This window comes from Dyadobacter sp. 22481, from assembly GCF_052044875.1.
GTDB classification, from domain to species: Bacteria; Bacteroidota; Bacteroidia; order Cytophagales; family Spirosomataceae; genus Dyadobacter; species Dyadobacter endophyticus.
Window position 1 is genome coordinate 1,920,142 of record NZ_JBQENV010000001.1, and the last position, 26,153, is coordinate 1,946,294.

Below are 26,153 nucleotides of genomic sequence, written 5' to 3' on the forward strand. Positions count from 1 at the left end.
CTGATCAGGCCGGAGAGAGTGTGTCGACGTTCTCTCCGGGCAGGAAAACAAAGAAAGTGGTGCCGCTACCCTCTTCCGTTTCGAACCAGAGCGTCCCTCCGTGCGCTTCGACGATCTGTTTTGAAATATACAAACCCAAGCCAAAAGCTTGCTCCCCAGCCGTACCAGGGCGCTTCGAGGTCGTAAACGGGTCGAAAAGATTGGGAATCGCGGACTTGGGAATTCCCAGCCCGTGATCCATGACCGAAATGGTGACGCCAGTGTCCGACTGCTCCATTTTGATCCGGATCATTTCTCCATCGGGGCTGAACTTGATCGCATTGACAATCAAATTGTTCAGAACGCGCAGCAACTTGTCGGGGTCGGCATTCACTACCATATGCGACGGACCTTCGAGTATAAGCCGCTGGTTCTTTTCAGCTGCCCGGAATGTGAGCAAGGTCACTGCATGGCCGAGGAAGACAGACAGTTCGACCGGCTTTTTCTGTAATTCCGCTTCCTTGAAATCAAAATCGGTTTGGAGCAAATCGCTGATCATATGCAGGCAGCTCGTACTCGACTCCCGGATCAGTTCCACATATTGACGGGCCTCTTCAGCTGTCGTATCCTCCTCTTGCAACAACGAGCACAACGCATTGATACCACCGATCGGATTGCGGAGGTCATGGGCCACGATCTTGATCAGCCGCGCGTAGTTCTGATTACTTTTTTCCAATGCATCGGTGGTCGATTCCAGCTGCCTGAACTGCATCGTCAGCACGCTGTTGGTTTTTTTGCTGAGCTTCCAGTTTCGCCAGAGTATGACAATGCTCAGCAAGGTCAGCACACACACGGCCACGGCCAGCGCCAGCAGCTGCGCATTGTATTTCGATTTCAACTGCTCCGAGATCAATTGTTGGTCTTTTACTGCATACTCAATGTAATCGATCCCTGAAACGCGGTTGATATCCTCCTGTTCCTCGAATAGCTTTAACAACTTTTGGCTATAAATAAACGCATTGGCATTTTCTTTCCTGCCCTCGTAATAGTCATACAGCTTCTTGCACACGTCGCGCGCATACATGCGATAGTTCTTTTGTTCGGCCAGGTCGAGCGCTTTGTTATAGAATTGAATGGCTCTATCTCGGTCCTTAGGGAGGTAATAATCCCCCAGATCAAGCAGGATATCCATACTGAGATAGTTCAATTCCAGCGCCAGTGTGCTGTTCAGGGTCTTTTCCAGCAATGTCAGGCCCCGTTCGCGTTGCCCCGATTCAATAAGCGCAGTCGCCCTGAGTTGATCGATCGCCAATTCGAGGCGGATATCCCGATACTTTTTGGCAATGCCGTAAGCCCGGTCTATAAGCGTATTACGGCGCTTTGCCGTGAATTTTTGAGGATAGAGCAACACATAGTTATAGATAACCAGCGCGGTGATCGAATCATGCGCAATGCGGTCACCGAGCGCAATGGCACGGTCATAGTTGGCCTGCGCCTTATCGTGGCGGCCGCTGAAATTGTACACCGAACCAATATTCATGAGCGTCTGCACGACGTTGGACGAATCGCCCAATGTTACATACTGATTATACGCGTCGTTATAGTAGCGCAACGCGAGTTGGATATTGCCTTTAATATCGAAAACCACGCCCAGGTTATTGGTGGCATCGGCCAGCCCCTGGGCATAATCGTTCCGAAAGGCTATCTCTCGCGCCTTCAATGCATAATAGAGCGTACTATCTGCATTTTGTTCATAAAAAAGCAATGAAATCCGGTTGACGACGTCGACGTAATCCGAACTATCGCGGATTGAAGAAAGGCTCTGTTGCAGCTTGTGGATCCTACCCACCTGCGCCCCAACCGGTCGGGAAAGGCAAGGGAACAACATCAAGCAGATGAAAATGCCTTTCAAAGAACCAAGTTGCGTCATATCAGGGCCAAAAACACTCTGATTAAATATTACAAACTTTCATTGCAATTCCAAAAAAAATGCGCCCTTTTGGGGCGCACCCACCGCCCCAGGAGCGGTGTTCTATCATCGGTTTTAGTTATTCATTTTTAGCCCTCGAGCCTGCCCCACGACAACCCAGGGTTTAAACCCTGGGTTAATAGCCCGGGTTTTGTTTTAGTTGCGGCGACGAGTTCAGCACCGTTTGCCCGATCGGGAAAATCTCGGTGTGGCTGTCGGCATCGGCCGTTTTATCCCACCAGGTGCCTTTGTTGAACACGCCCCAACGGATCATGTCGGTGCGGCGGCGGCCCTCCACGAGGAACTCCCTACCCCATTCGTCGATCATCTCCTGGTCGGTAAGCTGGCTCCCATCGGCTTTGTAAAGACTTGCCGAGCCGGTTGGATAGTTACGTTTACGGACCGCATTCAGCAATACAGCGGCAGAAGCCTTGTCACCCGACCGGTATTTGCATTCAGCCAGCGAATAGTATATTTCCGCGAAACGGATCTCCGCATAAGCCGAAGAAATCTTATTCAGGTCCTCGCTGGGGTAGTACGGATACTTCACCGGGAAAATACCAGAGTTGTTATCCGCATTATTCATGTTCGAAGTTTTGTCGGCAATCGGCGTGCCTGGCTTCGCATCGAGGAACTTACCTACCTGGTCGCGTAGATAGAGTGGATACGGGCCCTTGAAACCACGCACCGTGTCGGGCTTGCCTGCCGAGTTGGTGTAGGGCAGGTAGCCGTACAGGAACATCCCTTCGCGTTTGCTATTGCCTAGATTCCTGTATTTTTTCAAGCGAATATCGTCCGGATACTTTTGAAATTTTACAAATGGCTTACCCAATGCATGCTGATACTCCTTTCCATCCACATCGAGGCCGGGCTGCATTGCGTATTTCGGGTTGGCATTGCCAAAATCCGTAAATCCGAAATAGCTTGGCGCCAGGTTGGGCAGCATCCAGAAATACATTCCGCCATCATACTGCCAGTGCGTAAGGCCGAAGCTACCCGGAAAGCCAAACACCGTTTCCTTCGAAGTAGCATTGTTGTAATCAAATGGAGCGTCCCAGCGCGATTCCAGGGCGTAGGTACCGTACTTCCCATCTATCATTTCCTGGCTGATTTTCGCACAGTCAGCAAAACGGTCGGTGCTTGTGTACACCTTCGCATTGAGGTAAAGCCGCACCAGCAACGAAGCTGCTCCACCTTGCGTCCAACGGCCTACCGCATTAGCTCCAAGGCTTTGTACGGTCGGCAGCTTGGGTAGCGACTCTTTCAGTTCCTGCTCAATGAACGCAAATGCTTCCTGGGGTGTCACCTGCGGCCCACCGGTGGTCTCGCCCTTCACCTTGGTCACGATCACGATATTGCGGTAGAAATCGAGCAGGCGCAGGTTCAACCACGCGCGTAGTGTGCGCAGCTCTGCAATCATCCCGTCGAGCTCGGCCTGGGTCATCTCAAACCTGGAAGGATCTTTAATACCCTGCAAATCTTCCAGTGAGTTGGTTGCCAGCGTCACACCGCCATACAATGCATTCCAGGGATCGGACGTGAAGCCGTCGTTCGGCGTCCAGGTGTGGTAATGCACGCGCTGGAATTGCCCGCCGTCGAACCAGTCGCCCTGGCGGTTCGGGGTCATGATCTCGTCCGAGCTGTTTTCCTGCAACATAAACGTGTTACCGCCCTGGATACTCCAATAGCTGTGTTCGAATGCGCGGAGGAAGTCGCGGGTAACGTCTTCACGCGTTTGGAGGAAATTATCGGAAGTAATCCGATCGAAAAGTTGCTCGTCGAGGTTGGTACAGCCTACGGTCGCTAGCAACAGCATGCCTGCCCCAATGCGGGACCATCCAGTCCGGGACCATCCAGTCACGGCTCTATTCTTTAATATGTTTATGCTTTTCATTATGTCTAAAAATTAAAAGGTGAGCTGAACGCCCAACAACAACTGGGTTGTCGACGGATAGTAATCGAGCGTGCCGTTATTGTCGCCGTTTTTGTTCACGCCGGGGTAAAGACCGTTCACATTAATCAGGTCGGGATCGCCACCGGTGAATTTCGTGAATGTTGCCAGGTTGCGGCTGGTCGCATAAATGCGTACCGATTGCAGGAATTTCGTCTGGATCGGCTGGGTGTAGCTAAGTGTCACGTTGTCAATCTTTAAAAATCCGCCCTGTTCGAGGAAGTAGTCCGAGAGTGTTGAATAGGTCGTCGGGCTTGTCAGTTTCGAATACTTGCCGCCGTCGTAGGCCGAAGTCAGCACGTTAGCGTTTTCCTGTGTCGCCGGTGTTCCGAGGTAGAATGCGTAAGTATTGAACAGCTTATAGCCGAACGAACCGCGCAGGAACACGCTCAGGTCCCACCTCTTGTATTTGAAATTGTTGGAAATACCCATTGTAAACTTCGGCAGGCCGTTTCCGACAAACTGCTTGTCGTCGTTTGTCGCCTGGTTGCCCGGGATCACCTCACCCTTTTTATTATACACCAGCAAAGCACCCTGCTCGTTCACACCAGCCGATTTGAGCGCATAGAAGCTACCGATCCGCGTATCTTCCTGCAACCGCTGCAATGTACCCGGGCTACCCGGCGCCGGCATACCTACCACATCTACGTACTTCTGACCTTTGAAAAGCGCGTTCGAAAATGACACGAATTTGTTGTTGTTATAAGCGCCTGTGAAACCAAGGTCGTAGGTAAAATCACCTTTCCGCAGCACCGAAGCATTCAACTGCAACTCGATACCCGTGTTCCGCATGGTACCGACGTTGGCGAACGTCTGGCCCTGAATGTTCGGCGGGTTGGAAACATTGTAGTTACCCAGCAAGTCCTTGTTGGTGCGGATATAGTAGTTGAGGCTACCGGAAACCTTGCTGCCGAAAAGCTCAAAATCAAGACCGGCATTGAAGTTCGCCGCTTTCTCCCAGCGAAGGTCATAGTTGGTGTTCTGACTTGGTCCCCAAACCTGGTAGTTGTTGCCATTGTACAAATAATAGCCATAACCGCCGTAGGTATCGAGCGAAAGATAATTACCAAAATCCTGGTTACCGGTCTCGCCATAATCGGCACGTACTTTCAGTTCGTTCAGCCAGGGAATATCTTTCAGGAAACTTTCCTGTGTGGCCCGCCAGGCCACCGAAGCCGCCGGGAAGTAACCCCATTTGTTGGAATACCCGAATTTCGAAGAACCCTCGCGACGCAAGCTGGCCGACAGGTAGTATTTCTGGTCAAAATCGTAGTTCAAACGGCCAAAGAATGCGATCAGTTTGGAAGAGTTTTTGTAAGAACCCACATTGTTGATCCCCTGTTGTAAATTCCACAAACCGCTCCCCAGGTTATTGTAAGTCAACACATTGGAAGGAAAGTTCTCATTCTTCGCATTGAAGCCGGAAGAAGTAAAATACTGGAACGAATACCCACCGAGCAGCTTGAAGGAGTGCTTATTCAAATCCAGGTAATAATTACCGATCCATTCAAAGCTTTTCTGGTCGCTTTCTTCCAGTTTCTGCTCGCCGCTGTTGCGTTTGCTTCCGTTGATAACGGTCGTCAGTGTCGAAGGAGTGAAGAAATACCTTCTTCCCGAAGAGCTCACTTCACCGATCGTCACCACGGTATTCAGGTTTTCGAGAATATTAATTTTCGCTGAACCATTCATATCCAGCAGCTTGTACTCGCGATCGGACTTGACGCCCTTCGCGACTTCAACCGGGTTGTTGGCAAAAAATCCGGATGTCAGATAAGCATACTTGCCAGTTGAGTCGCGCACGGAGAGCGTCGGGTTTAGGGTCAGTGCGTAGTTGAAACCGCTGTAATCGGCATCGCTCGTTTTGGTGTAGCGGGGCGCAGCAGTGAATGCCAGTTCGACGATATTATTGGCCGTCTTGTGGTTAATATTAATCCTTCCCCCATATTCGCGCTTGGCCGAACGGAGGTCCAAACCGTTCGCATCGCGGTAGTCGAGCGAGGTGAAATAGTTGGTCTTGCCATTACCACCCGAAAATTGAAGGGTATGCTTGTGCGAAAACGACGGGTTGCGCTTCACGGCGTTCATCCAGTTGGTGTTGCCGCCAAAATCGACGCCACGCTTGTGGGCCAGGAAGTCATCTTTCGAAAGCACTTCCAGCTGATTGGTAGCGTAGTCGAATGTGGTGTAACCGTCATAGAATATACGCGAGTTCTCCGATCCCTTTTTGGTCGTGATCACAATCACCCCGTTGCTGCCGCGCGTACCGTAAATGGCCGACGCCGCACCGCCTTTCAGCACGTCGATGGACTCGATCTCGTTCTGGTTGATGTTGTCGATATTACCGCCCGGCACGCCATTGATCACAAACAAGGGCCCCAGACCGGCGCTTCTCGACGACGCCCCGCGTAGCTGTATGTTCGGCGAAGAATTAGGGTCAGCCGCAGCCGTGTTGGTTACCGAAAGCCCCGCTACCTTCCCCTGGATGGCCATCAACGGGTTGTTGCCGCCCACACGGAGCAGATCTTTCCCCGAAAGGTGCGTAATGGCGCTGGAAACCTCCTTTTTGTTAAGGGAGCCATAACCGATCACGACTACTTCATTCAGTGTTTTCTGGTCTTCCGCCAGATTTACTTCCACGAAAGATTTGCCCGCCAGACCTATCTCCTGGGTTACATAGCCCACATTTGAGATAACCAGCGTCGCATTAGCGTTACCCACTTGCAGCTTGAATGTCCCATCGGCTTCCGAAACGGTTCCGTTGTTGGTTCCTTTTTCGAGAACGGCTACCCCGGGCAACGCGTCTTTGGAATCCCGGATTTTACCGGAAATTTGCACGGTATTCTGCGCACTGGCTTGCCAGGCCGAAAGCATGAGCAGCAGGCAGCCCAGCCATGCGGTTGCCCGTGCAAGTGAACGTCCCGGCAGCAGGCGCCTGCCCTCGCCGGTCGATTTGTATAATTTTATTTCCATGAAGGATAGTTAGGGTAAAAAGCTCCGCAGCGTTGTTATTATTTAACTATAATATTGGATTAATTAAGAATGCTGCGAAGTTCCGGGTTTAGTGGATAACGGGGTGATCGTTTTGTCTCAATTTTGAATCAAAATGTCTCACCTAAAATTTTTATGATTTAACTAAGATTTTAGTGGATATCTTTACATGCCGGTTATGTCAGGTCGTGTGTTTATATGTAGTTTAAATTGGTGAGAACACTTGTTTCCATCCTGCTTTTCCTTCTTGTCGTTACGCGGGTTTTTGCGCAGCAAATCCCTTTCTATTTTCGTAACTACCAGGTTTCCGACGGACTTTCTGGCAATGCCGTGGGCGAAATGGTCCAGGACAAGAAGGGTTTCATGTGGTTTGCGAGCCGCAATGGCCTCAACCGTTTCGATGGCCACACTTTCCGCATTTTCCAGAATGTCGCCGGCGATTCGCTGAGCATCGGGAGTAATTCCATTTTTGCATTATATGAAGATGCCTCCGAGAAGCTCTGGGTAGGTACGCACAATGGTGTGTACCGCTACGACCCCGTCGCCGAGCGATTCGACGCATTCGGGCTGATCCCGGCAGGCGAGGTGCTGGAAATCCGTGGTGACCGCAGCGGCAACATCTGGATCATTTCAGATCTTACCTTGTACCGCTATCATGTGCTCACCGGCCGTGTGGCGCGCGTGGACCTGGGCAGCGGCCAGCCGGTCTCACTCCACGTATCGCCCGCAGGAGCTGTTTGGGTGGCGTGCAACAACGGCGTCGTGCGGCATTACCAGCAGGATACCGGCCGTTTCGAAGCTTTTAACGTCGGTGAATTATCGGGTGTCAGGGATATTTATGGCGCTACCACGCTGCACGCCGTCGGCGACTCCTCGTTGCTGATCGGCACGATGAAAAAGGTTTTACTTTTGAATTTTGTAAAAAAAGAGGTCCGTAACCTCACTGCTGCCGGACAACCCGATGAGGACGTACAGGTGCATACAATCTTTCAAAAAAGCAGCCAGGAGTTCTGGCTCGGGACCGAATCCGGGCTTTACATTCTCGACCTGGTCTCTGGCAGCTCACAGCATATTGTCAGGGAGCCGTTTAACCGTTATTCTATCACGGATAACATCATCAATTCGATTCTCCGCGACCGCGAGGGCGGCATTTGGATTACGACACAATTTGGCGGGATCAACTATTATTCAACCCAGTTCAATAACTTCCGCAAGTTCTTTCCCAAACCCGGCAACAGCATTAGCGGCAGCATTGTACACGAAATCACGAAAGACAAATACGGCCATTTGTGGGTCGGAACAGAGGACGCGGGCCTGAACCGGCTCGATACCCGGACTGGCCAGTTCAAGGCCTTTTTGCCCGACGGCCGTCCCGGCAGCATTTCCTACCGCAACCTCCACGGCATGGTGGCCGATGGTGACGAGCTGTGGGTAGGAACTTACGAGCATGGCCTGGATGTGATCGACTTACGTACCGAGCGGGTCATCAGGCACTATAATTCCTCCAACAACCCGCGCTCACTGAGCAGTAATTTTATTGTCATATTATATAAAACCCGCGAAGGCGACATCCTCGCCGGTACGTGGATCGGCCTCTGCAAATACAACCGCGCCACCGACGATTTCACCAGGATCCCGTTCTTTAATCACCAGGTGCAAAGTATCCACGAGGATACAGAAGGCACGTTATGGGTCGCCAGTTATGGCCGTGGGGTTTCTTTTTATAATCCAAAAACCCGAAAGCAGGGCCATTTGCAGTACAGCGCCGACCGGCCCGACGGACTGGTCGATAATTACGTCAACAGCATTTACCAAAGCTCCGATAAGAGCATCTGGCTCTGTACCGAGCACGGTCTTTCGCGCTACAATCCCGAAAGCGGGCAATTCCGCAACTATCGCAAAACCGATGGGCTGCCCGACAATCAGGTATTCAGGGTCTTGGAGGACGACACAGGTAATTTCTGGATCACCACCTCCCGGGGACTCGCAAAGCTCGATGGCCGCTCGGACCGATTCACCAATTTCCACACGGGCAACGGCCTGCCTACCGATCAGTTCAACTACAATTCGTCTTATAAGGATTCCGACGGAACGTTGTATTTCGGCACCGTAGCGGGAATGGTCGGTTTCAAACCCGCCGCCTTGCTCCGGAATGCATTTGTGCCGCCGGTTTACATTACCCGCTTGCAGGTCAACAACCGCGACGTCGAAGTCCGGCAGGAAGATGTGCCATTGAAACAGTCGATCATTTACGCGAGCGAGCTCATTTTGCCCCATCAGAGTTCAAATGTGAGTTTCGATGTGGCCGTACTGAGCTATGTAATCCCAGAACAAAACAGCTACCAATACCAGTTGGAAGGCCTTTCGCAGGAATGGATACCTTTCCACAGCAACAGCCGGCGTATTCAGTTTTCGAAACTGCCACCGGGGAATTATACATTAAAAATCCGTGGGGCCAACAACGATGGCCTTTGGAATAACCGCGAAACCAGGCTGCGCATTACCATTCTGCCGCCGTTCTGGGCTACGGGTTGGGCCTGGCTTTTTTATGTGGTACTGATTGTGAGTATTATTGTAGTGATTTTTCGTTACTATTTTCTCGCGCTTGATGAGAAGAACCGCCGGCAGATCGAGACAATCGAAATGGGCAAAGAACGGGAAATATACAGTGCCAAGATCGACTTTTTTACCAATGTAGCGCACGAGATCCGCACGCCGCTGACGCTGATCAAGATGCCGCTCGATAAGCTGCTGGCGAATAGAAAGTCGGACCCTGACATGATTGAGAGTTTGAACATGATTGATAAAAACACCTCCCGACTGATAGACCTGACCAACCAGCTCCTCGACTTCCGAAAGGCCGAAGCTAACAATTACAGCCTGAATTTTACCAAAACCGACATCAACGACCTGTTGAACGACGTTTTCAGCACGTTCCGTCCGGCAGCCGAGCAAAAACAGCTGCAATACAAACTCGAATTACCCCGCATTGCCTTGCAGGCATTTGTAGATGAGGAGGCTTGTAAGAAAATCACCAGCAACCTGGTAAGCAATGCCATCAAGTATGCCGAAAGCCGGGTAAATGTGAAGCTTTCGCCATTCAACAGCGACGATTTGCTATTCCACATCGAGTTCGCCAACGATGGCCCGCCGATCGGTTACGACGACCGCGACCGCATTTTCGAGCCATTCTACCGCGCCCAGGGTAACAGTAAAGAACAGGGAACGGGCATTGGCCTGCCGCTCGCGCGCTCGCTCGCAGAGCTGCACAAAGGCACACTCGAACTAAAACGCTCCGAGCTTGACCAAAACACTTTCCTGCTTTCCATTCCCATTCACCAGGATTACGAGTTGGATTTGAATAAGGAAGACCACAAAAGCCTGAATGCTTCGGCTGAGGCAACTGAGGCAGGACAAAGCACCGCTAACCCAAAAAAGCCCAATGTGTTGCTCGTCGAAGACAACACGGAAATCCTGGGTTACCTTGGCCGCGAATTAGGTCTGGACTATAACATTTTCAGATCTGGCGACGGCCGGCAGGCGATCGATCTTTTACAAGAAGAAAACATCCATCTGGTAATCAGCGACATTATGATGCCCGTGATGGACGGCATTGCATTATGCCGCGAAATGAAGAACGACATCCGTTTCAGCCACATTCCCATTATTTTATTGACTGCCAAAAACTCGATCAGTTCGAAGATCGAGGGACTCGAAGTAGGCGCGGATGCCTATATTGAGAAGCCGTTTTCTCTCGACCATTTGTCTGCACAAATCACTAACCTGCTTCATAACCGCGACATTATCAAGGACTATTTCGCACGCTCGCCGCTCACGCATATCAAGGGTATCGCGTTTTCCCGCGCGGACAAAGATTTCCTCGAACAGCTCAATGCCATTATCACCGACCACATCGCCGACAGCGACCTGGACGTGGATATGCTTTCTTCCAAAATGAATATGAGCCGCCCTACCCTTTACCGGAAGATCAAGGGTATTTCGGATATGACCCCCAATGAGCTGATCAACCTTTCACGCCTCAAAAAAGCGGCCGAACTGCTGGCGGAGAAGAACTACAAGATCAACGAGGTGGCCGATATGGTCGGATACAGCGTGCCCACCAACTTTTCGCGGGACTTTCAGAAACAGTTCGGCGTCAGCCCCTCAGGCTATGTGAATGCATTGTAAGTTCAAAGACGGCATTGGTGAACCATCAGCGAAGAACGCAGCAAAAACCGATCTGACCACAGGGCTTCAAGTCATCAGATCATTTCCGAGTCGTAAACACTGAACCGGATGTTGTCGAACGCCACCGATGCTTTGCTGACAATGTAGAGATCCTGCAAACCGGAACTGACCAATTTGTAACGGGTATAATTCGCCTTGCTCAGGCCCAGATCGTTAAAACAATGTTCCAGGTAACTTTCACTGACAAACGTTGTGCCGTAAACATTCGCATTTTTAATACTGTCCTCCACGACGCTGTTACTGTCTTCACTTTGCGTCGAATAAATGAAATCTTCATCGGAATGACGCAGCGATGTATCGTGAACTGTAAATGCGAGAACGCCGCCCGGCGCGAGGCAATTCCACAGCTGTGTTAACCACCTGCGGAAGAGGTCTTCGGGCAAATGGCTGAATAGCGAGGCAACGAAGATGAACTGAAACCTGATCGCGGGCCGGAACTCTTCCGGGATAAATGACGAATGGATGCCATTGACCCCAAACTTATCGATTTGAAAATCCACTCCGTGCTTTTTGACATCGGCCGTGTAAATGTGCTCTGCCGCCATTACATGGATCAAATGCCTTTCCAAAGTCCCGTAGCCCGAGGCAAAATCCAGAAATGGAGCAGCTTGCCGCGCCCAATCGCTTCCCCACCGCTTTTCGGCTATTTTGCTGACCATATCGAGCAAGCTCACTCCTCTCACCACATACGCTCGCACAGCAGCCTCGACGCTGAAACCGTTGTTGATAAAATGCAGCAGCATCATATCGTTTTTCGAAATCTCCGTGTTCAGGCCCACAGGCAGCCCAAGTACTTTCTTGACCCTGTCGATTTCCTGCAGGGTGCTTTCATTTACCCGCCACTGGTCAGGGTAAATGTCGTGGATCCTTTGTTCCAGTGAATGCAGTTTCTGATTGGTCTCGTTGTGTAGTCCCATTTGGGAGATGATGTATTTGACCGGCGGACCAAATACAAGCATGACCATTCTCTTCAATATTACTTTCATGGCTCGCAACTGTTTAAGGTGGAAGAAGGTGGAGCGTACTATCAATTGTCGAAAAACAGGATTCTTGCTTTAACATACAGGACAACAAATAGATAGCGAGCGTTGCGCTTTTAAAAAAAAGGTGCGCAATGCCGGTTCCGACACCGCAATTACGGCCAGTTTGAAAGTGAAGAAGTAATAAGTCACACAAGCGCCACGGTCCTTGCAAAGAAGCATCGCCTATGTGCACACCCTACTTTAAATCGATATGAACGTAGAAATATTTTTATAATAAATAAGATTAATTTTACAGCATTTATTTACATTTAGCTGACTATCAATCAACTTATCAAATCTTCCTTATAACAGACAATCCCTATCCCTATGAAAAAGAGCTACCAACTATTACTGACCGGCCTGTTCGCCGTGCTTACATTTGCTGCAAATGCCCAAGTGGGTGTTGGAACCATCTCGCCAGCCCCCACCGCACAGCTTGATGTTCAATCGACTTCCAAAGGGCTGTTGATCCCGCGGATGCTCGACTCAGAAAGGACAGGAATCGCTAGTCCCGCGACCGGATTGCTCGTTTACCAAACCAACGGATCGTCGGGATTTTATTACTTTGACGGTGTGGTGTGGAGACCACTGCATAGCGGAGATGCTGTCGGCTTCACTGCTACGAAAAATGCATTAGCGATTAACGCATCCGGATCAATCAACAACTTCAACCAGGAATATGCCGCCGGCCCCGGGCTAAATGTGGTCACAGGAGCTTATACAGTTCCCGAAACCGGCATTTACCGCGTATCCGCCATTGTTAATTATTCAACTACCGCGGCCGTTTCGGTGAGCCTTGGAGCGGGCGTTGATCCGAAGATTAACCTCAGGGCCAACGGGGTTACCAACAAGTTGACAGGCAATTTCCCCCTGCTTAATGTAAACGTAGCGCTGGTACTATCGCTGAGAGCAATCCTAGGCTCTGGTACCGTCGTGCTTTCGGGAGATGTCCCGTTGACGGCCGGTGATGTGCTGGACCTGTATTATGAAGCCGACGGCCTCTCCATCACTCTTAATCTCGGCTCCGGCGGCACGGACAATGGCATCGTCTGGTCAATGCGAAAATTGTGATTTTAACATTACACCAATCGTTCTTTCACGACTTTCGCAGGGACGCCGGCCACCACGGTGTTAGGCGGCACGTCACGGCTTACCACCGCTCCGGCCGCCACTACTGCGTTTTCGCCGACGGTTACGCCGGGCAGAATGGTCGCCCCCGCCCCTATCCACGCATTTCGCCTGATATGCACAGGCCTGGGGATTAACGCCTTACGATCAGATGGATCGAGCGGGTGGTTCTCCGACGTGATGTTGACACGCGGGCCGATCATCACATCGTCCTCAATGATGATGCCACCAATGTCGAGAAACGAGCAGGCATGATTGATGAACACATTTTTACCCAACGTCGTAAACCTGCCGAAGTTGGTGTAAAACGGAGGAAATACCGTAGTCGATTCGTCGACCGGGGTGCCGATGATTTCGCTGAGGCACTCACGCAACTGATCTGTGTCTGTGACATTGGCATTCATTTGCGTGCATAAGCGGATGGTTCGCGCGACGGCCCGTCCAAAGTCGTCATAGCCCGGATCGTCTTTCCGGATCACTTCTCCGGCCCGCATCCGGTCAAAAATATCTTGACTGTTGCTTTCCATTTTGTATTGTTTATAGTAGACTTTCTACGCCGACAACCTACTACAAAGATACCCGTCAGACAGCCCGTCAGGTAACAACAATCAAACTGATCATTAAGAATTTCAAACCGCTTCGATTCGGAGCGCGCGCGGGTTTGTGCCCGTCATTCGCTTGAAGAAATTGTTGAAATAGGTAGGATATTCAAAGCCCAGCGCGTAGGCAATCTCGGAAATGTTCCAGTCGGTGTGCTGTAAAAGCGCTTTGGCTTCCGTCACGATCCGCTCGGTAATATGAGCGGTGGTGGGCTTGCCGGTAACCTGTTTTACCGCCCGGTTGAGGTAGTTGACGTGCAAATTGAGGTTGGCAGCATAGTCCTGCGCCGTCTTCAGTTGAAGTGGCCGGTCCGCGCTTTCGATCGGAAACTGCCTTTCCAGCAGTTCAAGAAACACCGACGCAATACGGCCGGAGGCATTTTTTCGCTGGTTGTAATTTTCGGACGGTTGCAGTTTCAACGCCTCATGGATGATCAGGTTGATGTAGTTCCGCATCAGGTCGTCCTTATATGAGTAGTCGGTTTTTTGTTCCTCTATCATGCGTTGGAAAAGCGAATTAAGGAAATCCCGTTGCTGTACCGAGATAGTCAGGATGGGCGTGCCTCCAATCTTGAAAAAGGGTGATTGTTGAAGGCTGTCATTGCGTTCGGAGGCTATCAGAAACTCCTCGGAAAACAGGCAGGTGTAACCCACATAACTGGTTGAAAGCGTCTCCCAGGAATAAGGAATATGCGGGTTCCCGAAAAATAGCACGGTTCCGTCGGTTTCGAAGCTCCTGTCGGAATAATGAATTTTACTTTTGCCGGTCGTCAGGCAGATCTTGTAAAAGTCCTTCCGGCTGTACACGCGGGTCGCCTGGCCGTCCTCCTCGATCTGAAAGACATTAAACCCCTTTAATTTCAGTTTACTATTGAATTCGGAAACCCGGCGCCGCTTTGTATTTTCCATAACACAAAATTAAGAATTACACGAATTTAATCACTGCAATACAAAAATAGAAATGCACTCAGGAAGCTGTACCTGAGCCGAGGCCTACCATGAAAACGGACGACCCTGAGACAGGTTTGTTTTACAGTCAACTGGGGGAAGTTTGCCGCCACGCGGGCTTTCACCGGGAAAGTAACATTGTTCAATACGTTCCGTATATTTGCGGTCCAAAGAAGTTCTTTACTTTATTTTTCCAACAGGAAAGGTTTTGCTTTTCAGTGAATTAATAGGGAATCGTGTGTAAATCACGAGCTGTCGCGCAACTGTAAGTAACTACCCAAAATTTATATCGAACAGATCCACTGTCCGCCTCGGATGGGAAGGATGATATAAATGTTACAAGCCAGGAGACCTGCCTTTTCCAGTGGACGACGCTTTCGCGCAATAAAGCAGGTCGGTCTGGATCATTACTCCCATGGTTTTGTAAACACGCAAAACCGGCGCCTGTTTGGCGCCTCCTCCTCATGCTTGTTTGTGAAAGCGGCTTCAAAATGCTGCAAAGAGCTTTTAACTCATCTAACCATTTAGTTAAAAGTATGCAAAAAACTACCCCCTGCTGTTCGCGGACTAACGGCGGAGCTAAGAAAACAACATTTTCATTCCTGCTGGCCTGCGCATTGTTGCTAGCTTCCCTCCTGGCTCCCGCCGCGGCTCCCGGACGTGTCAGAGGCTCCATCCAAAGCGAAAAAAGCGATGCCGTCGCCGGGATTAGCGTCCGTCTGGAAGGCACTCCCTATGCAGCCGTAACCAACGCCGACGGCCGTTTTGACATTAAAAACGTGCAGGCAGGAAGCTACACGCTTCTCATCAGCGGCGTAGGCCATGAGGCGAAGAAAGAAAACATCGTGGTCAAGGAAGGGCAAGCATTGGAATTGAATTATAAACTCAATACCAGTACCAACGAGCTCTCCGAAGTAGTCATTAGTACTGCCAGGCGCCAGGCGTATTCAGGCATCAACAAAATCGATGTTCCCCTTCGCGATATGCCGATCACGACTTCCACAGTATCGGCGAAAACCATCGGGCAGCGCGGCATCGACGATTTGGGCGAGGCCATGAAAAATACGACCGGCGTGCGGGCCAACAACACCTACGGCGGTTTCCAGCATTTCACGATCCGGGGTTTTTCTAATTTCGTGCTTTTAGTGGATGGCGTGCGCGACGAACGTCACAACATTTCTACCAGCGCGCCAAACACCAATTTGGCCAACGTGGAGTCGATCGAAGTATTGAAAGGGCCAGCTTCGGTATTGTTCGGCCATTCGGCTTTGGGCGGGATTATTAATATTGTGAGAAAAAGACCGACTGCGGGTTTCAAAGCGGACTTTTCGGCCAGCTATGGTACATTCAATACCCGGCGCATCCGCGCGGGTGCGGGCGGAGCGATCAGCGACGAATTGCGCTACCGTGTAGATTTCGGGATGTCGGACACCGATGGATACCGCCGTTCAGGCTCGAATACCAACAATGGCTACCTCGCATTGGAATACACTCCGACAGATAAAGATCAGCTCTACCTGACCATTGGCGCCAATAAGGACATGTACGACACCGACGCGGGCATTCCGATGCTGGAAGGCAGCAAATTGGCGCCGGGCATGAATGTGAACACCCGCTACAACGATCCCCAGGATTTTCTGAAACACACCCGCTATGATTTTCAGTTGAAATACACGCGGCAACTGACAAGTAAGCTCCGTCTCTCGAACCAGCTCTCGTATTATGACGACAATATCAACTATTTCTCCACGGAAGAGCTGAGCTTTAACTCGGGTAGGGATTCCTTGCAGCGGTCGTATCCGTTTTACTTTAACCACCTTACCAAACCGTGGCAAAACCAGTTGGAACTGACCTTGGATTTCAATACCGGCTCCATTGAGCATAAGCTGTTGGCAGGTTATTCAATCAGCGTCCTGGACCGGAAAACTTACAATGGAGACGTATTTGGTCCGGCGCTTGACGCGACTATCTCCATTGACAATCCCGTCCTGAACCAGGGCTACCTAACGCACAACGATCTGAACTACCGCGCGACGATGGAGAATGTGCACGGTATTTATGTGCAGGATTTCATTCGTTTTTCTGATAAACTGAAAGGACTTGCCGGCCTGCGCTACGACATGTTCAATGGCACCTATTACACCGACAAGGTAGACGACAACCGCAACGTAACCGAGCACGGCGCGGAATCCACTATTTCCAAATCGGCAGTGACTTACCGGTTAGGTCTGGTTTATCTGCCCATTGACCCGCTGTCGGTGTACGGTTCATTTTCGACCTATTTCAAACCTTCACGCCGGATAGCTCCAAACGGTGAGACATTCGACCCGGAAACCGGTTATCAGGGCGAGGTCGGCAGCAGGTTCGAGATTTCGGGCAAATGGGCTGCGAATCTGTCATTATACTACATGCGCAAAAACAACCAGCTCGAAGCTCTTCCCGGGGGCATTTATAAGCGCGTTGGCTCGGCTGAATCCAAAGGTTTTGAACTGGAAGTGAATGGCAACCTGCTGCCGGGACTGGATGTGACGGCTGGCTACACGTTCTCAAATGCAAAAATCCTTCCTTTTTCATCCGGCGAAACCAACGCGGTAGCGGGCAAAGCGGTCGCATTCGCGCCAAAGAACCTGGTGAATGCATGGATAAACTACGAAGTACAAAACGGTGCGGTGAAAGGGCTTAGCATGAGTGCAGGTGCCAATTACATGGACGAAACCTTCACCAACAGCCCCAATAGTTACGTGCTACCAGCCTACACCGTTTTTGATGCGGCGTTGGGTTACCGCATAGGGCGCGTGGGTGTGCGGCTGAACGTGAATAACGTCTTCAACGAGAAATACTTCGCCAATGCGATTTTCGCTAACCAGTTCTCGCCAGGGGCGACCAGAAACTTCCTCGTTACGGTGCGGTATAACCTTTAAGTGGCTCGTATATAACGTGATGCTTCAATTTGCTCAGTACGAAAGTTAAGCACAATCCCATTTCGCCGGATCGGATAATGCCTATGCTCATGATGTGCTGATTTTTAAGCACTATTCAACAAGCGGGTTGGGTTGACCAACCCCTTTCGTAATCAGCTCTCTCAGGCTTTCAGTAATGTAGAATGTCCACGCGTCGAAACAGATGTTGTAGCACTCATGTTCTGGTCCCAGACCGTGATGGGTAAAGTTGAGATCGGTCTTTCCACCACTTTCGGATATCTCGAATTCAACCCGGGTTCCGATCCATTCTGATTGATCCTGAGTAAAGCTAAAGTAGTTGTCGAGTACAAGCCAAACCACCTTTCTGTCGGGGACGTGTTCGACAATTTTCATGGTGCATTTGTGGAGCTCTTTTCGCTGGTAGGTAAATTCCTGATCAATCTGGTCCGTCACGCCCTCGATCCGCTCGGACCACCAGCCACGGACATTGTTTACTGCGTTGAAAACATTTTGGGCAGACTGAGCTACCGAAAGTGAGGCATTCAAATCTCTGGACATGGCATAAGGATAAGTAAGCTGGTCGGCCTGATTCTCTGTGACCTGGCCAGCTTCGGTTAGTAAAAGTTGAATATCTTGTCGAGAAATGAGGGAGACTAAGCCAAAACGAGCTGCTGTCCCCTACCGGTTGTTATTAAGCTATGTAAGCTCTGTTTGATCAACCGGCTCCATGTAGTTGAGCAGGAATCGAAGCATTCTACCGCCGGGGTCAGGCCCAAATGAGAGAACCGGATCTCGGTTTTGTTGTCCTGAGGGGTCACCTCGAAGCTGATGCTCGTACCTGTCCACTCATTCCTGTCTTCTACGTAGAATAGCTCGCTTTCGGTTACCATCCAAACGACCTTCCGTTCGGGGACCAGCTCCACTACTCTTTGGCGGGAATAGTGCAGGTCCTTATAGCGGTAGGAAAACTCGTCGTTGAGTTGCAATGCGCTGCCGGTCACTTCTCCTGACCACCAATCCTGGGGGTTACTAACGGCCTCAATCACTTCTTTGGGACTCTGGTCGACCAGCAGAGTAACCGTAAAATCGGATGTTTTCATTTTGTTTGTTTTTAATAGTTGATCATTAGCATTTACTTTTCCGGCTCATCGAATAAAGATTTGTTATTTAACAGATCTTCCAATTTTTGCAGTTTGCTTAACCAGAATTTGTCGAAGTAGGATATCCAGGCTTTCATTTCATCAAATCCGTCCTTTTTAAGGGAGCAGTACCGTTCGCGGCCTACATCCGTGATCGAAATAAATCCCGCTGTTTCCAGTATTTTGACATGCTTGGACACTGCCGGCCGGCTCATATCGAAATTGTCGGCCAGGTTATTGATCGTCATGCTGCCGGCAAACAGCAGCATCAGCATTTTTCGTCTGCTGGGGTCACCAATTACCTGGAATACATCAAGGGTTGGTATCGCCATGATTTTATGCGTTTAGAAGGTTTGCGATCTTTTGAAGTTTTTCCACCCAGCCAAGCAGTAGCCCGTTGTACATCTCCAGGTTCTCTTTTTTAGCAAAGCCCGTATGCTCCAGATGCAGCGTGGCACCATTTTCGGTTCGTTCAAGGTCCCAGTTCACAACGGATTCCAGGGCTATTTCTCCGTCGCCCGGTCCGCAGTTCCATGAATAGGACAAGTGTTTAAATGGAATAATCTCCAACACTTTGCAGTAAAAAATCCCGTCGAAGTTCAAGGAAGCGACCGGCCCGGTTCTGAACTGGAACTCGTGCCCGATTACCGGCTTGAAATCGTTTTTCATCAACCATGCAGCCAGCAGGTCCGAATTTGTAAGATACTCCCAAACGGTTTCAACAGGATGGGGAAAAGAGAACTGATGTTTGATAAGTTTTGTCATGATGGGTAACTTTGAAGTTACGCAAAGTTAAACGTAACTTCTGAGTTACGCAAATTTTTACGAAAGAATTTTTCAACGCTGAATGGAACGTGCGTTTATGAGAACTTACTATAATGAAGCATTGGGCATTCGGGATTGAACGGCTTCTTACTTTTTCTCAGCCCAGATATACCCCCGCCTGGTTGGGTATTCCATAGCTGCATTCGGGCGCCTCTCGATGGCGTCGACAATATTAAAACCTGTTTCAGAAAGCAACTCTATAATGTCATCCGTTTTGAAGAAGAACAAATCGACGTCTATTTCTTTGTCATGAGCTTTGTCAAAATGAACCACTTCATTCCCTACGTGAAAGGAAAACAAGAAATCCCCTCCCCTTTTCAACACCCTGTTTATTTCTTCGAAACACTTCCTGATCTGCTCAGTAGTGAAATGTACTATTGCGTAGAAGGCCAGTACACTTCCGAAGTGTCCGGACGGATAGGCGATATTCAATAAGTCTCCGGTTTCAAACTTAACCTCCGGGGAAAGCCTTTGCGCCGCACGGACCATGCCCGGGGATAGGTCAATGCCGACGATGTTTTTTAAGCCGCTGTCGTAAAGGAATTTGGTTGTTTGTCCTGGGCCGCAACCAAAATCGGCACATGGCCCCTTGTCTTTATTCACAACGGCAAATTCCCTCAACAGCAAGCGGTCGATCTGTTTTCTGGACAGCTCATCCCAACGCTCGGCGGCATAATCGTCCGCTACCTGGTTGTAGCAGTGTAATACTTTATCCTGCGAATTCATTTTTTCTGGTTTTAAGGTATCAACCGGATTTTCCGTTCTTCTACGCTTACGCTATCTTGCCGACGCACTTCCAAACGTCCTGCAGGAGTTCAGCGAAGGTAAACTACATGAAGAACTGCTCAGAAACAATCTTTTCATTCGCCAAGGTGTACACGCAGAGTTCGGTTAACTTCTCGCGGTTCCTACCTTTCATTTTCATGTCCATCATTAGGACAAAGCAAAACGAATTCCCGGCGATTAGTGGCTCCGAAACGGTAGTACCGTGCCGGGACTCCACCAGAGCGCTAAATTTCTTATCCTTTTCCAGCATGGCATTCAGCCCTTTGGTTTCCTTTTCAAAACCAGGAAATTCAAAAGGCTCGATGCTCACTGCATTGTCCGCGTACAGCGCTTCGAGTGCTTGGGTGAATTGTTCTTTGCGGCAATAATCCGCCAAACGAATGGCAATTTGTTCTATGGTCATGACTATGTGAGATTTAGAAATAAAAGTGATGTTCAGCTTTATTTACTACAAGTTAGAGACACAACACTATAATATTGAAGAAGTTTGTTGAATAACAGCCGCTGTTTCCTAAACAGTCAGCTCCCTCCGGTATGTCGCAAAATGCGGCATACCGGAGGGAGCTGACTGTGGCAAGACCCATGGACCCCTGCTATTTGCCTTCGGCTCATAGCTAGGCTTGCAAGCACTTAATTCTGGAGTACTATCTGAAAAGCAGGCGATGAAGTAAATCCTGCATTTGCTACCTATAACCCCTATTCGGAAATATGGTCCGCCGAATGCGTCTGCGAACAGCCCATGAAATCAATATGCCCCATAATCGGCGCGCCCGGAGGCATGTCGAGCACCGAGCCTGGCTCGAACTTGACCGGGTTCTTGCCGAACTCGTCGATCCGCGACAATGCGAACAACATATTGGCCTTTTGTTTCGGAGCAGCTGCGACGAGCTGCCCTTTCAGCCACTCGCTTAGCTCGCCTACTTTCAACAATGCTTCGCCACGCACGTTTTCAGGCGCTTGGGGATCGGCAGCGAGCATCAGGAGATATTTCAGCGAGAGGTTATTGACCAGGGTTTGCAGTTCGCCCTTGTAGCCGTCCACCGGAGACGATTTCCAGGTTTTTTCCAACAGCTTATCAATCACCGGCATTAGTCCGGGCTGCTTCGGGTCACGCGCATTATATTCGATCAGGCGCGCGGCGCGTTCGGGATTGAGCAGGTAGGATATCGTGGTGCCTGCCGCGGTTTCGGCGGCCGCAATGGGATCGAATGTCGGGCCGGTGTGGCCGGTGAAAGTTTCGAGGCTGGCCGGATAGCCGCTCGGACGAGGCGGAATTTTGCTGATCAACCCTTCCGGTAATGCCAATGCTTCCGGTGTAATGGTGCTCAAAAGTGATTCCAGCGCGCGCCATTGCTCCTTCGGTTCCACCATGCGCGTGGTTACCTGGCCGTCGTTCTTCACGGCGTGGGTAAAATACAAGCCGCCGACCGATTTTGCCACGGCTTCCACCTGATAGCGATGCAGCAAATAGATCGGCACCAGCACTTCCTCGATCGTCGCCATCGGTTCGCCTTTTTGGATGGCTTTTTCAGAGAAATTATCAAGTACCTTCCTGCGGACCTTCATAATGTTGGTCATCTGGTCGATAGGGTTGGCGCCGTCGTCCCACTGGTGCGACGTCGGGTGAGCATTGCCGCCAATGTCGGGGATGTACAAAAAGCCCTGTTTGAGCGTTTCCTGCATGATTTTTTCAAGACCCGCTTCCTCATCTGCTGCTTTCGGAAACTCGGTGTAGCCCCACATCACTGCGCGCTTGTCCCAGGCGCCGATGCCTTTTGCATAGGAATCCGAAACGTCGACTGTCCCATCCGCTTTCAGGGAAAATCTCGGGAACGGATAATCCATTACCGAGCCACGGTCTTTCGGGCTAGCGGCAAAATTGTGGTTAAAACCAAGCGTATGGCCTATTTCGTGGGCCGAAAGCTGCCTCACGCGCGCCAATGCAAGCTCCTGCATGGCGTTGGTGGTCTTTTTACCATCTTCATAAGGCTGCAAAAGACCTTCCGCAATGAGGTAATCCTGCCGGTGCCGGTCGGAGCCGAGGGTTACCACGCCTTTGATGATTTCACCGGTCCGCGGATCGATATACGAGGCGCCTGAGGAAAACCCACGCGGCGCACCGGTGCGATTGATCCAGTTCACGACATTATACCGGATATCCATCGGATCGGCACCGGCGGGTAACTCCTTGACCTGGAATGCATTCTTATAACCTGCGGCCTCGAATGCCTCATTCCAGTACGCCCCGCCTTCGATCAATGCGGCTTTCACCGGCTCGGGGGCACCGCGGTCGATGTAGTACACAATCGGCTCCACGGCTTCGCTGGGCGCGCTACCCGGGTTTTTCTTCTCCAAACGGTGCCTGCGGATAAACCGCTTCGTGATCGGCTCGGTCATAGGCGCCGAGAAATCCATGTAGCTGAACATCCCGAATGCCGACCTCGGGTCGAAACGCCGCGGCTTGTAGTTACCATCCGGCAATTCCACAAACGACTGGTGCATATTGATCGTCACCGCGCTCGGATCAGGTGCGAGGCTACTACCACCGCCTCCAAAGCGGTTCACGTTCGGTGAGCCCCCGATGAAAGTGACCATCGCTTCGAACTCGGTGTTTTTAGGGAAATTTTTCGTGTTTTCGAGGTACACTACCGAGCGTGATTCGTCGAGCCGGTAAGTTCCGCCGCCGCCCGAGGGCTGCGCTACGCTCACAGGTCCGCTCACACGGCGCACACCCAGGCGCGCGGCGATGTTCTGGCTGTCGCGGATTATAAATGGGGTGAGGTCGATCAGCAGTTTTTCGCCCTCTACGGCCACCGGTGCGAAGCCCCAGATTACCGATTTGGCAAATGCATTATCAACGGCTTTTTGCTCGTCGGCATTCTGCGTGATGGCCCGGTAGTTGGTCACCGGCTCCACGAGCAGTACTTTCGGACCTACTTTGATGAATTTCGCCAGCGCCGATGACGCCTGCCCACGCTCGGGGCCACCATTGCCGACACCTTCCGAAAGTGACGCGAAATAGAGAAAATCTTTGTCGAGCTTATCTACTTCGAGCAGCACCTTGCCTGTTTTTTCATCATAATAAAAATTAAAAAAGCCCTCGTACTTCTTCATGCCCTGTGTGGCGGAAGCAATACTCGTGGCGGGGGCCGCCGCCCCGGGGGTCGTAGCCCTGGCCCCTGGTGCCGCGCCGGGGTTTTGTGCAAAACTGAGGGTACCAGCCGCCAACAGAACAGCCAATGCATAAAATCTCGACTTCATAGGAATCGGGTTATGGATGAATGATTTGAATACTATTTCACCTGCTCCGCTTGAAGCAGGAATACTTCCGAACGGTAATCGCCGGTTTTGTTCAGCATCAGTTTGCCCCTGATCCTCACTGGCTTGTCGGTATACCCAACTTCCCTCATCATTTTGACTTCCACCATCGACGGAATGTCGCCCTGCCCGCAATAGGGGCATTGGTCCATCGGTACCACGGCGAGCATAAACTCCCTGTGATTAAGGTCGGCATTGATCGGGATCATGTAGCCGGGCAATTCGACGGCCTTATTCTGCAACGCTTCCAGCCGGGCGGGAAACGCGGGGACCATCTTAAATTCGGCGTTCTTCTTGTAGGTACGTTGCGCGATGAGCTTCCAGGTGTCGTTCATCAGCGGGATATGCGCCGGCGGCTGGGCCATACCGGCGTATCCCGACAGCAAGAAAATCAACAACAGCCATTTTTTGGTAATAATCATTTCAAATTTTCGACATGGTTTCAGAAATATCGGTCCGGTAGGCCCGTATGGCAGGCAGCAATGCCGCCACTAATCCGATGCACAGCCCTGCTATGAGGAGCCAGCCCTCTTTGGGCAAAAACACCAGGCCGTCCAGCCGCGCCTGCGGCGACCCCTGCCAATATCCCATCGCATGCAGCGCACTGTGGCCGAGCAGCATTCCGGCAATCGATCCTAATGTGGTCAGCACCGTGCCTTCCAGCAAAATCATTGTAAAAATCGCCCCGCGCGACGCACCCATCACGCGCATAACCGCGAGGTCGTACACCCGCTCGCGGAGGGAGTTGTAAAGGCTTACAAAAACGCTCACCCCGGCCAACAACATCAATGCGACCGCAAAATAGCCTACCGCATCCACTCCAACGCCGATCAATGCGAAGAGCCGCGCACTTTCCTTCGCCGGAGCGGCGGCCTGCATGTTCGTGGAGCGGTTGATCATCGCCGGCAATGCCACCATCGCCATCCTCGACCGGTATTGCAAAAGCATGGACGTGACTTCGCGTTTTCCGTCCGCGCCATGCATCGCCCAGATGCTTTCCAGGCTGGTGAGCACCAGGTTATCAGCCACATTTCCCCTCATTTTCAAAATCCCGGTAACAATGTAAGGATGGTCCTCGTGAATATCCTGATCCGACGAAAGTCCGTGCGAGCCGTAAATGCGGTCGCCGGGTTTCAAATGCTGCGCCCGCGCCACGTGCGCCCCGATGACGATTTCAAACTCTTTGGCCCAGAAACGTCCCGCGGCCAATTCCAGACCTTGCAAGGTTGCGTAACCCGTGTCGGTCCCGACGATGCGGAAACCGGCATAGTTATCTCCCAATGCAAGCGGCACTGCTTTTTTAACCATCGGGTTAGCCACCAGCGAACGTGCCTCTTGTTCACTGATATTCCCCGTTGGAAAATCAATAAAGTAAATGCTGCTCAATATCAGTTGCAGCGGGCTGCCTTTGGCACCCACCACGAGATCCACGCCTTTCGCATTGTTGCGCAGCCGGTCGGCTACCTGTCCCATGCCGACAAGGAGCATCGCGAGTATGCCCGTTCCGAATGCGATCAGCAGCAGGTTCAATGCGAGCGTCAGCGGGTTGGCTTTAAGATTTTTCCAACTGATCTGAAATGCGTTCATGCGAAAGTTCAAACATAAAATCTTTGAAAAAAGCCTCCTTAACCCGGTCGTCGTGGGTGGAAATAATGAGCGTAGAACCCTGCGACCCGGCCAGGTCCGATAGCAAGCGGATCACGGCATCTGCGTTGCGGTTATCGAGACTGCTGGTAGGCTCATCGGCCAGCAACAATGCCGGCCGGTTCACGAGCGCCCGTGCGATGCCCACACGCTGCGCTTGTCCGTGGCTCAATTCCGGCGGATAGCTGCGCCTTTTGTAGCCCATATCCAATGCATCCAGCACCTCCCGGATTCGCAGCGGGTCTTTCGCCGCACCGGTAAAACTTTGCGCCAGTTGCAGGTTTTCCTCCACCGTCATGCTGCGGATCAAATGCGGTTGCTGGAAAACAATACCAATGTGTTTCCCACGAAACCGGTCCAACTCCCGGGCAGAACGCGCATACAAATCCGTCCCATTCGCCAGCACGCACCCCGACAAAGGCCGCAGCAACCCACCGAGCATGTGCAGCAAAGTCGTTTTTCCACTTCCCGACTCGCCCAGCAAGAGCCATTGCTCGCCTTTACCGACGTTCCAGTCAGGAAAGTGCAGTGTGGTGCCATTCGCGAAGGTTTTGGTCAAAAGGGATGTTTGCAGCATTGATTTATCAGGTTTGGTCAGGTGTTGTCAGATAGGGTCAGGCGTTGTCTGATTTAGTCAGGTATTGCCATCGCCAACCACACATGACAACAACTGATTATGCCCGACATA

19 protein-coding genes and 1 riboswitch are annotated in these 26,153 nt (G+C 51.1%); of the genes, 3 read left to right on the plus strand and 16 right to left on the minus strand.

Annotated features, from left to right (window positions below):
* Positions 1–4: 4 nt before the first annotated feature.
* From ACTJJJ_RS07425 to ACTJJJ_RS07435, 3 genes are all read right to left on the minus strand, one after another.
* Positions 5–1,909, minus strand: a complete 1,905-nt coding sequence (locus ACTJJJ_RS07425) for an ATP-binding protein (RefSeq protein ID WP_426294250.1) — start codon at positions 1,907–1,909, stop codon at positions 5–7.
* A gap of 175 nt (positions 1,910–2,084) precedes the next feature.
* Positions 2,085–3,842 (minus strand): RagB/SusD family nutrient uptake outer membrane protein, encoded by a 1,758-nt coding sequence (locus ACTJJJ_RS07430; protein ID WP_440701691.1) that lies wholly within the window; start codon positions 3,840–3,842, stop codon positions 2,085–2,087.
* Between the two features lie 12 nt (positions 3,843–3,854).
* Positions 3,855–6,869 (minus strand): SusC/RagA family TonB-linked outer membrane protein, encoded by a 3,015-nt coding sequence (locus ACTJJJ_RS07435; RefSeq protein ID WP_426294248.1) that lies wholly within the window; start codon positions 6,867–6,869, stop codon positions 3,855–3,857.
* Between the two features lie 231 nt (positions 6,870–7,100).
* Here ACTJJJ_RS07435 and ACTJJJ_RS07440 point away from each other — a divergent pair, with 231 nt between their 5' ends.
* Positions 7,101–11,075, plus strand: coding sequence for a hybrid sensor histidine kinase/response regulator transcription factor (locus ACTJJJ_RS07440; protein ID WP_440701692.1), 3,975 nt, complete (start codon positions 7,101–7,103; stop codon positions 11,073–11,075).
* A gap of 74 nt (positions 11,076–11,149) precedes the next feature.
* Here the strand turns inward: ACTJJJ_RS07440 and ACTJJJ_RS07445 are convergent, their stop codons facing one another.
* A complete protein-coding gene (locus tag ACTJJJ_RS07445) occupies positions 11,150–12,121 on the minus strand; it encodes a class I SAM-dependent methyltransferase (RefSeq protein ID WP_426294246.1) in 972 nt (323 codons plus the stop codon).
* Between the two features lie 363 nt (positions 12,122–12,484).
* Here ACTJJJ_RS07445 and ACTJJJ_RS07450 point away from each other — a divergent pair, with 363 nt between their 5' ends.
* Entirely contained in the window at positions 12,485–13,228 is a 744-nt protein-coding gene (locus tag ACTJJJ_RS07450) for an exosporium glycoprotein BclB-related protein (protein ID WP_426294245.1), read from the plus strand.
* 8 nt (positions 13,229–13,236) lie between these two features.
* Here the strand turns inward: ACTJJJ_RS07450 and ACTJJJ_RS07455 are convergent, their stop codons facing one another.
* Together ACTJJJ_RS07455 and ACTJJJ_RS07460 are read right to left on the minus strand one after the other, a co-directional pair.
* Complete coding sequence (locus ACTJJJ_RS07455; protein ID WP_426294244.1) at positions 13,237–13,812, minus strand: DapH/DapD/GlmU-related protein; 576 nt, start codon at positions 13,810–13,812, stop codon at positions 13,237–13,239.
* 102 nt (positions 13,813–13,914) lie between these two features.
* Entirely contained in the window at positions 13,915–14,793 is an 879-nt protein-coding gene (locus tag ACTJJJ_RS07460; RefSeq protein ID WP_188929102.1) for a helix-turn-helix domain-containing protein, read from the minus strand.
* A gap of 225 nt (positions 14,794–15,018) precedes the next feature.
* Positions 15,019–15,206: riboswitch (cobalamin riboswitch) on the plus strand.
* Between the two features lie 162 nt (positions 15,207–15,368).
* Here ACTJJJ_RS07460 and ACTJJJ_RS07465 point away from each other — a divergent pair.
* A complete protein-coding gene (locus tag ACTJJJ_RS07465) occupies positions 15,369–17,753 on the plus strand; it encodes a TonB-dependent siderophore receptor (RefSeq protein WP_426294243.1) in 2,385 nt (794 codons plus the stop codon).
* Between the two features lie 111 nt (positions 17,754–17,864).
* Here ACTJJJ_RS07465 and ACTJJJ_RS07470 read toward each other — a convergent pair whose 3' ends face one another.
* The 10 genes from ACTJJJ_RS07470 to ACTJJJ_RS07515 all read right to left on the minus strand — a co-directional run bounded on the left by ACTJJJ_RS07470 (position 17,865) and on the right by ACTJJJ_RS07515 (position 26,042).
* On the minus strand, positions 17,865–18,311 hold the full coding sequence (locus ACTJJJ_RS07470) for an SRPBCC domain-containing protein (RefSeq protein WP_440701693.1): 447 nt from the start codon (positions 18,309–18,311) through the stop codon (positions 17,865–17,867).
* A gap of 95 nt (positions 18,312–18,406) precedes the next feature.
* A complete protein-coding gene (locus ACTJJJ_RS07475; protein ID WP_426294241.1) occupies positions 18,407–18,853 on the minus strand; it encodes an SRPBCC family protein in 447 nt (148 codons plus the stop codon).
* 32 nt (positions 18,854–18,885) lie between these two features.
* Positions 18,886–19,224, minus strand: coding sequence for an ArsR/SmtB family transcription factor (locus tag ACTJJJ_RS07480; RefSeq protein WP_188929094.1), 339 nt, complete (start codon positions 19,222–19,224; stop codon positions 18,886–18,888).
* Positions 19,225–19,228: 4 nt separating this feature from the next.
* Positions 19,229–19,657 carry an SRPBCC family protein gene (locus ACTJJJ_RS07485; RefSeq protein WP_426294240.1) on the minus strand — a complete coding sequence of 143 codons (429 nt, stop codon included), beginning with the start codon at positions 19,655–19,657 and terminating at the stop codon, positions 19,229–19,231.
* A gap of 147 nt (positions 19,658–19,804) precedes the next feature.
* Entirely contained in the window at positions 19,805–20,443 is a 639-nt protein-coding gene (locus tag ACTJJJ_RS07490; RefSeq protein WP_426294239.1) for a class I SAM-dependent methyltransferase, read from the minus strand.
* Positions 20,444–20,546: 103 nt separating this feature from the next.
* Entirely contained in the window at positions 20,547–20,906 is a 360-nt protein-coding gene (locus ACTJJJ_RS07495; protein ID WP_426294238.1) for a SnoaL-like domain-containing protein, read from the minus strand.
* Between the two features lie 293 nt (positions 20,907–21,199).
* Positions 21,200–23,764 carry a zinc-dependent metalloprotease gene (locus ACTJJJ_RS07500; RefSeq protein WP_426294237.1) on the minus strand — a complete coding sequence of 855 codons (2,565 nt, stop codon included), beginning with the start codon at positions 23,762–23,764 and terminating at the stop codon, positions 21,200–21,202.
* A 32-nt stretch (positions 23,765–23,796) separates the two neighbouring features.
* Positions 23,797–24,243 carry a hypothetical protein gene (locus ACTJJJ_RS07505; protein WP_188929083.1) on the minus strand — a complete coding sequence of 149 codons (447 nt, stop codon included), beginning with the start codon at positions 24,241–24,243 and terminating at the stop codon, positions 23,797–23,799.
* A gap of 1 nt (position 24,244) precedes the next feature.
* Entirely contained in the window at positions 24,245–25,408 is a 1,164-nt protein-coding gene (locus ACTJJJ_RS07510) for an ABC transporter permease (RefSeq protein ID WP_426294236.1), read from the minus strand.
* Positions 25,374–26,042 (minus strand): ABC transporter ATP-binding protein, encoded by a 669-nt coding sequence (locus ACTJJJ_RS07515; RefSeq protein WP_426294235.1) that lies wholly within the window; start codon positions 26,040–26,042, stop codon positions 25,374–25,376. The genes ACTJJJ_RS07510 and ACTJJJ_RS07515 overlap by 35 nt, the downstream gene beginning before the upstream one ends.
* Positions 26,043–26,153 lie beyond the last annotated feature (111 nt).